Raw genomic sequence first — 13,243 nt, forward strand, 5'->3', positions numbered from 1 at the left:
TTTCGGCTTGACCCGTTTAAACTCCAATACGGGGAATTAATGAAAAAAATACGGCTGGATTTCGTTGAAACAGACCTTGAAATCACTGAAAAAGCGGGACTTCCTGATGGAAAATCCCGCTCCGCTATTACAAAGATAATAAAAATTCCGGAGGAAAGCAAATTGTGTTAAAATCGTATTTCATTCGAAAATCCCGCTTTCCGCTATCCTACGCATCCTCTCGCCCCTCTCCAGGGCCGGTCACATCCGCAGGCGCTTTCCATATATGAAAACAAGCTACTTACGGATGTGTACGCCTGCCATACAACGTCTGAGAGCCGTGTCCTGGACAATAATGACACACATAACAAAACAAAGCGTAGCAAACGCCTTGTCGGCAGATTCACTACGCTTTGTTTATTTCACAATTCCACAGTGGCTTATTCAAAGCCTGTATGGAGGGAAGAGCCGCAGACCTTTATCATACTACAGCTCTCCCGGAATGTTGGCTTCAAGCTTTTTCGGATTCTTTCTGAAGTTGCAGACGCTCATACTCATCGGCATCACCTACCACGATACGGCTGAACTCGCGCAAACCGGTACCGGCGGGAATGAGGTGGCCGCAGATAACGTTCTCCTTCATACCCTCAAGATAGTCAGTCTTACCGCTGATGGCTGCTTCGTTGAGCACCTTGGTCGTTTCCTGGAAGGATGCGGCCGACATGAAACTCTTCGTCTGCAGAGCAGCGCGGGTAATACCCTGAAGAATCTGGGTGGAAGTAGCGGCCTTGGCATCGCGCACCTGAACGATCTTGAGGTCGCGGCGCTTGAGCTGTGAATTCTCATCACGGAGCTTGCGTGCCGTCACAATCATACCCTTCTTCATCGTTTCGCTGTCACCGGCATCAATAACGACCTTCTTGCCCCAGATGCGGTCGTTCTCTTCTGCAAAGTCGAGTTTGTCCACAATCTGCTGCTCAAGGAAGCGGGTATCGCCGGGCTGGTCAATCTGTACCTTACGCATCATCTGGCGTACGATAACTTCAAAGTGCTTGTCGTTGATCTTCACACCCTGGAGGCGGTATACGTCCTGAATTTCATTGACGATGTATTCCTGAACAGCCGTGGGACCCTTGATGGCCAGAATATCGTTGGGCGTAATGGAACCATCGGAAAGAGGCGTACCGGCACGCACATAGTCGTTTTCCTGTACAAGAATCTGCTTGGAGAGAGAAACGAGATATTTCTTGACCTCACCAAGTTTGGAGGTAACAACAACCTCACGGTGGCCACGCTTGACATTACCCATGGAGATTTCTCCGTCGATTTCGCTGACAACGGCGGGATTACTCGGATTACGGGCTTCGAAGAGCTCGGTCACACGAGGCAGACCACCGGTGATGTCACCGGCTTTGCCTACGGCGCGGGGAATCTTGATAAGGATGTCACCGGCCTTGAGTTTCTGACCGTCCTCAACAACAATGTGGCCGTTGATGGGGAAGTTATAAGTGCGGATAAGCTCACCATTCTCATCAACGATATGACCTGAAGGAACACGTCCTTTCTCTCTGGACTCGATGACGATGCGCTCACGCAAACCGGTGGCTTCGTCTTCTTCAACACGGAAAGACACACCTTCCTTGACGTCTTCGAACTGGATGATACCATCCTGCTCGGTAACAATTACGGCGTTGAAGGGGTCCCACTTGGCAATGACGGTACCTTTTTCCACCTTGTCTCCTTCACTGACAAAAAGCTGTGAACCATAGGGTACATTCTGGGAAGAAAGCACGATACCGGTGTTTTCATCGACAAAACGGACTTCGGCCAAACGGCCTACCACTACCTTGCCGGCGCTGCCGTCCTCATTGGTGACGTCAACTGTACGGAGTTCATCAAATTCCACGCGGCAGTCGCTCTTGGCCACAATAGTGGCATTGGCGGCCGCATTGGAGGCGATACCACCGGCATGGAAAGTACGAAGTGTCAACTGTGTACCCGGCTCACCGATGGACTGTGCGGCAATAACACCGACGGCCTCACCCTTCTGAACCATGCGGCTAGTGGCCAGATTGCGGCCATAACACTTCATGCAGACGCCATGCTTGCTCTCACAAGTGAGGACGGAACGAATTTCAACACTCTCAATAGGAGAGGCTTCAATTTCGGCGGCCACAGGCTCGGTGATTTCCTCACCGGCTGCAATGATGAGCTGGCCGGTAGTGGGATGGATGATGTCATGAACAGACACACGTCCGAGAATGCGCTCGCTAAGAGAAGAAATGACTTCATCGCCATCCTTAAGGGCGGTGCAGACAAGACCGCGGAGTGTACCGCAATCTTCCTCGGAAATGATGACATCGTGAGAGACATCCACCAAACGGCGCGTCAGATAACCGGCGTCGGCCGTCTTAAGGGCGGTATCAGCAAGACCCTTACGGGCACCGTGGGTGGAGATGAAGTACTCCAGCACGGACATACCTTCCTTAAAGTTTGAAAGAATCGGGTTTTCAATAATCTGTGCACCCTCGGCACCAGCTTTCTGAGGCTTGGCCATAAGACCACGCATACCGGCGAGCTGGGCAATCTGATCGGCAGAACCACGGGCACCGGAATCAAGCATCATGAACACGGCGTTGAAACCTTGGTCGGCTTCAGTCATCTGCTTCATGAGGGTCTTCTTAAGGTCGGTATTGACATGGGTCCAAGTATCAATAACCTGATTGTAACGTTCGTTGTCGGTGATGAAACCCATATTATAGTTCATCGTGATCTGGTCGATTTCATCATTACCGCGCTTCACGATTTCCACTTTTTCCTGAGGGATGATGATGTCGTCAAGGTTGAACGACAAACCGCCTTCATAGGCTTTGCGATAGCCAAGATTCTTGATGCCATCGAGGAATTCGCAAGCACGAGCCATACCTACCGTCTTGATGACTTTGGTAATGATGTCGCGGAGCGATTTCTTGGAAATTATGGTATTGATAAAACCGCATTCCACAGGAATTATCTCATTGACTATCACGCGGCCGACGGAGGTTTCGACCAGCTGGCGGAACGGAACGCCGTTTTCATCAACGTCGTCGACAAGCACCTTGACCGGGGCGTGAACATCGACGCGTTTCTCGTTGAAAGCTACGATAGCTTCCTCCGGACCATAGAATGTGAGGCCGGCGCCGAGAGCTCCGGGACGGAGCTTGGTGATATAATAAAGACCGAGCACCATGTCCTGTGAAGGAACGGTGATAGGCGCACCATTAGCCGGATTGAGGATGTTGTGGCTCTGAAGCATCAGCATCTGGGCTTCGAGAATGGCATCGTTGCCTAAGGGAAGATGCACAGCCATTTGGTCGCCGTCGAAGTCGGCATTGAAGGCTGTACATGCCAGCGGATGGAGCTGGATGGCTTTTCCTTCAATCATTTTAGGCTGGAATGCCTGAATACCCAGTCGGTGAAGGGTCGGTGCACGGTTGAGGAGCACCGGATGTCCTTTCATGACATATTCAAGGATATCCCAGATGACCGGTTCACGACGGTCTACAATCTTCTTGGCACTCTTAACCGTTTTGACAATACCGCGCTCGATGAGTTTGCGAATAATAAACGGCTTATAAAGTTCGGCGGCCATAAGCTTGGGCAGACCGCACTCACCCATTTTCAGTTCCGGACCAACAACGATTACAGAACGTGCGGAATAATCGACACGCTTACCGAGAAGATTCTGGCGGAAACGTCCTTGCTTACCTTTGAGATAGTCGGAAAGGGACTTGAGAGGACGGTTGCTGTCGCTCTTCACAGCACTGCTCTTGCGGGAGTTATCGAAAAGGCTGTCGACGGCTTCCTGAAGCATACGCTTCTCATTACGCAGAATGACGTCAGGGGCCTTAATCTCGAGCAAACGCTTGAGACGGTTGTTACGGATAAGCACACGACGATAAAGATCATTAAGGTCGGAGGTAGCGAAACGACCACCGTCAAGTGCCACCAGAGGACGCAGATCGGGAGGAGTGACCGGAATGATTTTCATAATCATCCATTCAGGACGGTTACGCTCCTTGCTGGTGCGGAATGCCTCTACGACCTGAAGACGCTTGAGAGCTTCGTTCTTGCGCTGAACGCTGGTGTCGGAATTGGCACGGTCGCGGAGTTCGTATGACAACTCATCAAGATTAATGCGGGTGAGAAGGTCGTAAACGGCTTCCGCTCCCATCTTGGCGATAAACTTATTCGGATCGCCGTCTTCCAGATATTGGTTGTCTTTGGGGAGTTTCTTGAGCAGATCGAAATATTCATCCTCGGTCAGAAGGTCGTTAACGGAAACTTCGTCTGCCAACACACCGGGCTGAATAACTACATAACGCTCATAATAAATAATAGTATCAAGTTTCTTGGTCGGAATTCCGAGCAGATATCCCATCTTATTGGGCAGCGAACGGAAATACCATATATGCGCAACGGGCACAACTAGCTGAATGTGGCCTGCACGTTCACGACGCACTTTCTTTTCGGTAACTTCAACACCGCAACGGTCGCAGACAATACCTTTATAACGGATGCGCTTATATTTTCCACAATGACACTCGTAATCCTTGGTAGGACCAAAAATGCGTTCGCAGAAGAGACCATCACGCTCAGGCTTATACGTACGATAATTAATGGTCTCCGGTTTGAGGACCTCACCATACGAATTTGCCTGAATTTCCTCAGGAGAGGCCAAGCCTATGGTAATCTTCGTAAAGTTACTCTTTATCTTGTTTTCTCTTTTAAATGCCATGTTTTTTTAAACTATTAGTTGTAAAGAGTTACTATTTTATTCGAGAGAGATGTTTAAGCCCAAACCACGCAATTCATGCAGCAATACATTAAGTGACTCGGGGATGCCAGGTGTAGGCATGGGATCGCCCTTGACGATGGCTTCATAAGCCTTGGAACGGCCAACGACATCATCGGACTTAATTGTCAGGATTTCCTGAAGGACATGAGAAGCTCCAAATGCCTCAATGGCCCAAACTTCCATCTCTCCGAAACGCTGTCCACCAAACTGTGCCTTACCTCCAAGAGGCTGTTGCGTAATGAGTGAGTACGGACCAATGGAACGGGCATGCATCTTGTCCTCAACCATGTGGCCAAGCTTGAGCATATAAGTGACACCTACAGTTGCTTTCTGGTCAAAGGCCTCACCGGTGCCTCCATCATACAGCTGAGTAGAGCAGTAACGGGGAAGGCCGGCCTTGTCTGTCCATTCGCAAAGGTCTTCAAGTTTAGCGCCATCGAAAATCGGTGTGGCAAATTTAACACCTAATTTTCGTCCCGCAGCTCCCAAAACAGCTTCGAAGATCTGACCGAGGTTCATACGGGAAGGCACACCTAACGGATTGAGTACAATATCTACCGGTGTTCCGTCTTCGAGGAACGGCATATCTTCCTGACGGACAATCTTGGAGACGATACCTTTGTTTCCGTGACGACCGGCCATCTTGTCACCGACACCGATCTTGCGTTTCTTGGCAATATACACTTTAGCCATCTGGATGATGCCTGAAGGAAGTTCGTCACCAATGGTTATGGCAAACTTCTGACGCTTAAGAACGGCATCCATGACATTATACTTCTTCAGATAATTAATGACCAGCTGACGAATGAGTTCATTTGTATGATCATCGGAAGTCCAGTCGCTAAGTTGTACGGAAGAGAAATCCATACCGCTCAAATGCCCCTTGGCAAACTTACTGCCTTTAGCTATAACTTCTGTGCCGATGTTATCTCTTACTCCAAGAGACACCTGATCTTTTACCAACGTCCAAAGTTTTTCAATCATTATTTCTTTGAGGTCGGCGGCATCCTTTGCAAAATCATCGTCCAACTTCTGCAGCTTTACCTTATCAGAAGCCTTGGAAGTACGGGTTTTCATGGCTTTGGCAAAAAGGCGGCGGTTGATAACCACACCGGAAAGTGAGGGATTGGCTTTCAAAGAAGCGTCCTTCACATCGCCTGCCTTATCTCCAAAAATGGCACGAAGCAACTTCTCTTCGGGAGTGGGGTCACTCTCTCCTTTGGGAGTGATCTTACCAATCATGATGTCACCAGGATTGACGCGGGCACCAATACGGATAATACCATTATCATCCAAATCCTTGGTGGCATCTTCACTGACATTGGGTATGTCATTGGTCAATTCCTCTAAACCACGTTTGGTTTCACGCACTTCAAGAGAGAATTCATCCACATGGACAGAAGTCAGAATATCTTCGCGGACAATACGTTCGTTCAGAACAATGGCATCCTCATAGTTATAACCCTTCCATGGCATATAAGCCACAAGCAGGTTACGTCCTAAAGCCAACTCACCGTTTTCGGTTGCATAACCCTCCGTAAGAATATCACCTTTCTTTACACGCTGACCCTTGTCGCAAATAGGACGAAGGTCTATTGTCATATTCTGATTGGTACGGCGGAACTTAGGAATATTATAAGTTTTGGTAGCCGATTCAAAGCTAACAAAATCCTCATCTTCCGTGCGGTCATAGGTTATTACAATCTTCGTTGCATCAACAAAGTCTATAACACCTTCACCTTCTGCTATAATCATCGTGCGAGAATCTTCGCAGACTTGTTTTTCGATACCTGTACCGACAATCGGAGCTTCGCTGCGGATAAGAGGAACTGCCTGGCGCATCATGTTAGATCCCATCAAAGCACGGTGAGCATCATCGTGTTCCAAGAAAGGAATAAGAGAAGCGGCTATTGAGGCGATTTGCTGAGGCGCAACGTCCATCAACTCAACTTGTGCAGGAGGAACAACAGGATAATCGGCATCTTGGCGACATTTTACCCGATCACGGATAAAGGAACCATCATCATTCAAAGGCGCATTTCCTTGGCCGATAATCTTGCCCTCCTCTTCCTCTGCAGAAAGATAAACAACATTATCGTTATCGAGATTTACCATAGAACCTTCAACCTTGCGATACGGCGTCTCAATGAAACCAAGCTCATTTATTTTTGCATAAACACAAAGTGAAGAAATAAGACCGATGTTGGGGCCTTCAGGCGACTCGATAGGACAAAGACGTCCATAATGGGTATAGTGTACGTCACGAACTTCGAAACCTGCACGCTCACGAGACAAACCGCCAGGACCAAGAGCAGAAAGACGACGCTTATGAGTTACTTCAGCCAACGGGTTGGTCTGATCCATAAACTGAGATAAGGCATTCGTTCCAAAGAAAGAATTAATAACGCTCGAAATCGTCTTTGCATTAATCAAATCAGTAGGAGTAAACACCTCATTGTCACGCACATTCATGCGTTCACGAATAGTACGGCTCATTCGAGCCAAACCTATTGCAAACTGATTGGAGAGTTGTTCACCAACAGTACGAACCCTGCGGTTACTCAAATGGTCAATATCATCAACGGTAGCCTTAGAGTTTATTAGTTCAACAAGATATTTGATAATCTCAATAATATCTTCACGAGTAAGAACTCGTACATCCATATCTGTAGAAAGACCAAGTTTCTTGTTTATCCGATAACGACCTACCTCGCCCAAATCATAACGTTTCTCCGAAAAGAACAAATTATTTATGACTTCACGAGCACTGGTATCATCAGCAGGATCTGCATTACGCAACTGGCGATAAATGAAAAGTACTGCCTCTTTCTCCGAGTTACAAGGATCTTTCTGAAGGGTATTAAAAATGATAGAATAATCTGAAGACGCTACTTCTTTATGGTGGACAAGGATAGATTGGGCACCACTATCAATAATATCTTCAAGATGTTCAGCCTCAAGTATCGTTTCGCGATCTAAAATAACTTCATTACGCTCTATAGATACAACTTCACCCGTATCTTCATCAACAAAATCTTCTACCCAACTTTTCAGAACACGAGCGGCAAGTTTACGGCCGATCATTTTCTTCAAAGTAGCTTTGCTTACCTTTACTTCTTCGGCAAGATCAAAAATCTGCAAGATGTCCTTGTCGTTCTCAAAACCTATAGCACGAAGCAAGGTGGTTACGGGCAATTTCTTCTTACGATCGATATATGCATACATGACATTATTAATATCCGTAGCAAACTCAATCCATGATCCCTTAAAAGGAATGATACGCGCCGAATAAAGTTGGGTTCCATTAGCATGAATACTGGAACCAAAAAATACACCAGGAGAACGATGCAACTGAGAAACCACAACACGCTCCGCACCATTGATGATAAAAGTTCCGTTTTCGGTCATATAAGGAATAGGACCAAGGAACACATCCTGCACCACCGTATCAAAATCCTCATGATCAGGATCCGTACAGTAGAGCTTAAGCTTAGCCTTCAAAGGAACACTATAGGATAAGCCGCGCTCCAGACATTCATCAATGCTGTAACGAGGAGGATCTATATAATAATCGAGAAATTCTAGTACAAAGTTATTGCGAGTGTCAGCAATAGGAAAATTCTCAGCAAAAACTTTATACAGACCGTCATTCTTACGCAATTCCGAAGGAGTATCGAGCTGCAAGAAATCCTTGAAAGACTTTAACTGTACATCCAAAAAATCCGGATAAGGCATCGGATTTTTAACTGATGCAAAGTTTACACGTTTATTGATTACTCGGGAAGCCATTCGTTGTATTATATGGTAATACTTATTTTATAGACACAAAAAGGTTAAGAACCCTCTACCAGAGGATTCTTAACCAACCCTTAACAGGGATTTTTACTATTAAGCGATTTCTACTTCAGCACCAGCTTCTTCAAGAGCTTTCTTCAGTGCTTCAGCTTCTTCTTTAGCAACACCTTCTTTCAGTTTGCTAGGAGCGCCGTCTACGAGATCCTTAGCTTCTTTCAAACCAAGACCGCAAGCTTCCTTAACAGCCTTCACAACCTGAAGTTTAGCTGCACCTGCATTCTTAAGAACTACATCAAAAGCAGTTTTTTCCTCAACAGCGGCAGCACCACCTGCAGCAGGACCAGCAGCAACAGCAACAGCTGCAGCAGCAGGTTCAATACCATACTCATCCTTCAGGATAGTTGCCAACTCATTTACTTCTTTTACTGTCAAATTTACCAATTCTTCAGCAATAGCTTTAATATCTGCCATTTTCTTAAAATTATTTTGTTTATTTTTTCAATTTATTTTTTCAGAAATTCGATTATTCAGGACGCTCACCTAATGTTTTAAGCACACCGTGAATAGTTTGGCCACCCGACTGCAATGCAGAAATAACATTCTTTGCAGGAGATTGCAACAGAGATACGACCTCTGCAATAAGTTCGGTCTTGCTCTTTATTGCACATAATGTATCCAAATTATCTGCACCTACATAGAAACCTTCTTCTGCATAAGCAGCTTTCAAGGCTGGAATACCACTCTTGCCTTCTTCTTTCAAAAGTTTTGCAGGAGCATTGGCTACATTGCAGAAAAACACTGCAGTCGTACCTTTAAGGCTACCATACAGGGGAGAATAGTCGATTTCAGCAGCTTCAAATGCTTTGTGCAAAAGGGTGTTCTTAACAACAACCATCTTTATTTCCGCACCGAAACACTTTCTACGCAAACTGCTCGTTGCCTCAGCATTCATTCCGGTTACATCAACCAAATAGAAGTGGGCATATTCTTTCAATTTTTCACCGAGTTGTTCGATGATAATAGCTTTATCTTCCTTTCTCATGATTCAAATACAATTAAATTTCTTCAACAGATTTGGGGTCAACCTTAATACCCTTGCTCATTGTAGAGGAAAGATAAATACTCTTTATATAAGTACCTTTAGCTGCAGCAGGCTTCAACTTTATAATAGTTGCAATAAATTCCTTAGCATTGCCAAGTATCTGTTCCGGAGTAAAAGAAACTTTACCGATAGAAGCATGTACAATACCAGTTTTATCAACTTTGAAATCTATTTTACCCTGCTTAACTTCACGGACAGCCTTAGCTACGTCCATGGTTACAGTACCACTTTTAGGATTAGGCATCAATCCACGAGGACCGAGTACACGACCCAACGCACCAATTTTACCCATGATGGCAGGCATTGTGATAATCACATCAACATCAGTCCAACCACCTTTAATTTTCTCGATATACTCATCGAGACCTACATAGTCAGCGCCCGCTTCTTTAGCAGCAGCTTCAGCATCTGGCGTACAGAGACAAAGCACGCGAACAGCCTTACCAGTACCATTGGGTAGTGAAACCACACCACGTACCATCTGATTAGCCTTACGCGGATCAACGCCCAAACGTACGTCGATATCAAGAGAAGCGTCAAACTTGGTAGTGGTAATTTCCTTTACCAAAGCAGATGCCTCTTTCAAGGTATAAGCCTTCCCTGCTTCAATCTTGTCAGCGACCAACTTCTGATTTTTTGTCAGTTTACTCATTGTTCAAAAATTGAAGTTAAATTATTCACCCGGGAAGTCTCCCTTAATTGTGATACCCATACTGCGAGCAGTTCCTGCAACAAGTTTCATAGCTGCCTCTACTGTAAAACAGTTAAGGTCAGGCATTTTATCTTCAGCGATAGCCTTTACCTGATCCCAAGTAATCTCGGCAATCTTGCTACGGTTAGGCTGAGCGGAACCACTCTTCTTTTTAGCTGCTTCAAGCAATTGGATGGCAACAGGAGGAGTCTTTACTATAAAAGAGAAAGACTTGTCATTATAATAAGTAATAACAACTGGCAGTACCTTTCCTGCCTTCTCCTGGGTTCTGGCATTGAACTGCTTGCAGAAATCCATTATATTAATACCCTTAGAACCCAAAGCAGGACCTACGGGAGGAGAAGGATTTGCAGCGCCACCTTTAATCTGTAATTTGATTAATCCAGCAACTTCTTTAGCCATTGTAATTTATATTTTACTTTGAATTATATTGAAAGAGTCCGGTACGTAACATTATCCGTTACTCTTTCGCTATCTGCATAAAACCAAGATCAAGACCTGTACTACGTCCAAAGACTTTTACGGTCACGGTCACTTTCTTCTTCTCATTGTCAACTTTTTCGATAACACCTGAGAAACCGCTAAAAGGACCTTCAGTTACTTTTACTGACTCACCTTCAGTGAAAGGAATTACAGCATCTATAGCTTCTTCCTGCATTTCATCCACCTTACCTAATATTCTATTGACTTCGCTTGCACGAAGAGGAGTTGGATCGTCAAGTCCACCTAAAAATCCAAGTACTTGAGGCGTACTGCGGAGCTCATGCGCTATTTCTCCCACCAAACGAGCTTCAACCAATACATATCCCGGTAAATAATTACGTTCTTTTACGACACGTTTTCCATTACGGATCTGCACTACTCGTTCTGTAGGAATCAGCACCTGCGCAACATGGCCGCCAAGACGACCATTTTTTATTTCAGCATCAATGTACTCTTTAACTTTGGCTTCCTTGCCGCTCACTGCGCGCAGAACATACCATTGCATTTCTACTTCAGCCATTTCAATCAGAATTTAGCTATTAGGATAAATAGCCTGCATGAGTGTATAAAAAACCTTATCTTCGGCAAACACGACCAACGCAATGACAATGGAAGCAACGAGAACGACAATTGCGCTGTGAGTAAGCTCCTTTCGTGTAGGCCACGTGGTTCTATGAGCTAGTTCTTGATAAGAATCCTTACAATATGTGATAATACTCTTAAACATTACTCTTTAAATTAGCACGGGAAGAGAGGCTCGAACTCCCGACACCTGGTTTTGGAGACCAGTGCTCTACCAACTGAGCTATTCCCGTAGGATAGATCCTCACCTATAGTAAGGATCTATATTATAACTAATAGATATTAGTCAAGGATTTCAGTAATCTGACCAGAACCTACCGTACGACCACCTTCGCGAATAGCAAAGCGAAGACCTACATTCAAAGCTACAGCGTAGATAAGTTCCACAGTGATTTCAACATTATCGCCAGGCATTACCATTTCAGTGCCTTCAGGAAGATGAATTTCACCGGTGCAGTCCATTGTACGAAGATAGAACTGAGGACGATACTTGTTACCGAACGGAGTATGACGACCACCTTCCTCTTTCTTCAAGACATAGATAGAAGCTTTAAATTTCTGGTGAGGTTTAATTACACCCGGGTGAGTGATAACCATACCACGCTTGATTTCATTCTTATCGATACCACGGAGAAGGAGACCTACGTTATCACCAGCTTCACCTTCGTCAAGAAGTTTACGGAACATTTCCACACCAGTAACAACTGATTTCTTATCTTCACCAAGACCGAGAATCTGAACTTCATCACCAACCTTAACGACACCAGTTTCCACACGACCGGTAGCAACAGTACCACGACCGGTGATAGAGAATACGTCCTCAACAGGCATCAAGAAAGGTTTATCTTTATCGCGAACAGGTTCCTGGATCCAAGAATCAACAGCACCCATCAACTCCATTACAGATTCCTCCCAGCGAGCAACTCCATTGAGTGCACCAAGAGCAGAACCACGGATAATAGGAGTATCTTCTTCAAAGTCATACTGTTCGAGCAATTCGTGCATTTCCATTTCTACGAGTTCGAGCATTTCCTCGTCCTCAACCATGTCACACTTATTCAAGAACACAACCAAGCGAGGCACATTCACCTGACGAGCGAGCAAAATATGCTCACGAGTCTGAGGCATAGGACCATCAGTAGCTGCAACCACAATGATAGCACCATCCATCTGAGCAGCACCAGTAACCATGTTCTTAACGTAGTCGGCGTGACCCGGGCAGTCCACGTGAGCATAGTGACGAGATTCCGTCTGATACTCTACGTGAGAAGTGTTGATAGTAATACCACGTTCTTTTTCTTCAGGAGCGTTATCGATAGAGTCGAAAGAACGCAATTCAGAAAAACCAGCCTTAGCCAAAACTGTAGTAATAGCTGCGGTCAAGGTCGTCTTACCGTGGTCAACGTGACCAATAGTACCGATATTTACGTGCGGTTTGGTACGTTCAAATTTTTCTTTAGCCATAGCTTTATTATTAAATTATGAATGAATTATCTCGTTTTTTGTTCTTCACAAAACAGAGCTGTTAGTGAGACTTGAACTCACGACCTCTTCCTTACCAAGGAAGTGCTCTACCGCTGAGCTATAACAGCAAACATTGAGCGGAAAACGGGGCTCAAACCCGCGACCCCCAGCTTGGAAGGCTAGTGCTCTATCAACTGAGCTATTTCCGCATACCTCTTAAAAACATTATAGAGGGTGGGCAAAGATGGATTCGAACCACCGAAGGCGTAAGCCAGCAGATTTACAGTCT

9 protein-coding genes and 3 tRNA genes are annotated in these 13,243 nt (G+C 45.5%); all 12 read right to left on the reverse strand.

Annotation, left to right across the window (positions count from 1 at the left end):
* Positions 1-490: 490 nt before the first annotated feature.
* Positions 491-4,756 (reverse strand): DNA-directed RNA polymerase subunit beta', encoded by a 4,266-nt coding sequence (gene rpoC / locus C5S62_RS01930; protein ID WP_104403834.1) that lies wholly within the window; start codon positions 4,754-4,756, stop codon positions 491-493.
* 36 nt (positions 4,757-4,792) lie between these two features.
* Positions 4,793-8,605, reverse strand: coding sequence for a DNA-directed RNA polymerase subunit beta (gene rpoB / locus C5S62_RS01935; RefSeq protein ID WP_104403835.1), 3,813 nt, complete (start codon positions 8,603-8,605; stop codon positions 4,793-4,795).
* Between the two features lie 99 nt (positions 8,606-8,704).
* Positions 8,705-9,082: a 50S ribosomal protein L7/L12 gene (gene rplL / locus C5S62_RS01940; protein WP_104403836.1), complete on the reverse strand. Its 378-nt coding sequence runs from the start codon at positions 9,080-9,082 to the stop codon at positions 8,705-8,707.
* Between the two features lie 52 nt (positions 9,083-9,134).
* Positions 9,135-9,653, reverse strand: a complete 519-nt coding sequence (rplJ, locus tag C5S62_RS01945) for a 50S ribosomal protein L10 (protein ID WP_104403837.1) — start codon at positions 9,651-9,653, stop codon at positions 9,135-9,137.
* 13 nt (positions 9,654-9,666) lie between these two features.
* Positions 9,667-10,365 (reverse strand): 50S ribosomal protein L1, encoded by a 699-nt coding sequence (gene rplA / locus C5S62_RS01950; protein ID WP_104403838.1) that lies wholly within the window; start codon positions 10,363-10,365, stop codon positions 9,667-9,669.
* A gap of 21 nt (positions 10,366-10,386) precedes the next feature.
* The gene (gene rplK, locus C5S62_RS01955) at positions 10,387-10,827 is read right to left on the reverse strand and encodes a 50S ribosomal protein L11 (RefSeq protein ID WP_104403839.1); all 441 of its coding nucleotides are present in this window, start codon (positions 10,825-10,827) and stop codon (positions 10,387-10,389) included.
* Between the two features lie 58 nt (positions 10,828-10,885).
* Positions 10,886-11,428, reverse strand: coding sequence for a transcription termination/antitermination protein NusG (gene nusG / locus C5S62_RS01960; RefSeq protein WP_104403840.1), 543 nt, complete (start codon positions 11,426-11,428; stop codon positions 10,886-10,888).
* Positions 11,429-11,440: 12 nt separating this feature from the next.
* The gene (gene secE, locus C5S62_RS01965; protein ID WP_104403841.1) at positions 11,441-11,635 is read right to left on the reverse strand and encodes a preprotein translocase subunit SecE; all 195 of its coding nucleotides are present in this window, start codon (positions 11,633-11,635) and stop codon (positions 11,441-11,443) included.
* A gap of 15 nt (positions 11,636-11,650) precedes the next feature.
* Positions 11,651-11,723: transfer RNA gene (locus tag C5S62_RS01970), tRNA-Trp, on the reverse strand.
* Between the two features lie 49 nt (positions 11,724-11,772).
* On the reverse strand, positions 11,773-12,954 hold the full coding sequence (tuf, locus tag C5S62_RS01975) for an elongation factor Tu (RefSeq protein ID WP_104403842.1): 1,182 nt from the start codon (positions 12,952-12,954) through the stop codon (positions 11,773-11,775).
* A 56-nt stretch (positions 12,955-13,010) separates the two neighbouring features.
* Positions 13,011-13,082 (reverse strand) — tRNA-Thr (locus C5S62_RS01980).
* Positions 13,083-13,090: 8 nt separating this feature from the next.
* Positions 13,091-13,163 (reverse strand) — tRNA-Gly (locus C5S62_RS01985).
* Positions 13,164-13,243: the final 80 nt, after the last annotated feature.

This window comes from Prevotella sp. MGM2 (assembly GCF_002933955.1).
Lineage (GTDB): Bacteria > Bacteroidota > Bacteroidia > Bacteroidales > Bacteroidaceae > Alloprevotella.

What these genes read in the sequence shown, in the direction of transcription:
- rpoC (WP_104403834.1), bottom strand. Translation starts at nt 4,756, where the DNA reads ATGGCATTTAAAAGAGAAAACAAGATAAAGAGTAACTTTACGAAGATT.
- rpoB (WP_104403835.1), bottom strand. Translation starts at nt 8,605, where the DNA reads ATGGCTTCCCGAGTAATCAATAAACGTGTAAACTTTGCATCAGTTAAA.
- rplL (WP_104403836.1), bottom strand. Translation starts at nt 9,082, where the DNA reads ATGGCAGATATTAAAGCTATTGCTGAAGAATTGGTAAATTTGACAGTA.
- rplJ (WP_104403837.1), bottom strand. Translation starts at nt 9,653, where the DNA reads ATGAGAAAGGAAGATAAAGCTATTATCATCGAACAACTCGGTGAAAAA.
- rplA (WP_104403838.1), bottom strand. Translation starts at nt 10,365, where the DNA reads ATGAGTAAACTGACAAAAAATCAGAAGTTGGTCGCTGACAAGATTGAA.
- rplK (WP_104403839.1), bottom strand. Translation starts at nt 10,827, where the DNA reads ATGGCTAAAGAAGTTGCTGGATTAATCAAATTACAGATTAAAGGTGGC.
- nusG (WP_104403840.1), bottom strand. Translation starts at nt 11,428, where the DNA reads ATGGCTGAAGTAGAAATGCAATGGTATGTTCTGCGCGCAGTGAGCGGC.
- secE (WP_104403841.1), bottom strand. Translation starts at nt 11,635, where the DNA reads ATGTTTAAGAGTATTATCACATATTGTAAGGATTCTTATCAAGAACTA.
- tuf (WP_104403842.1), bottom strand. Translation starts at nt 12,954, where the DNA reads ATGGCTAAAGAAAAATTTGAACGTACCAAACCGCACGTAAATATCGGT.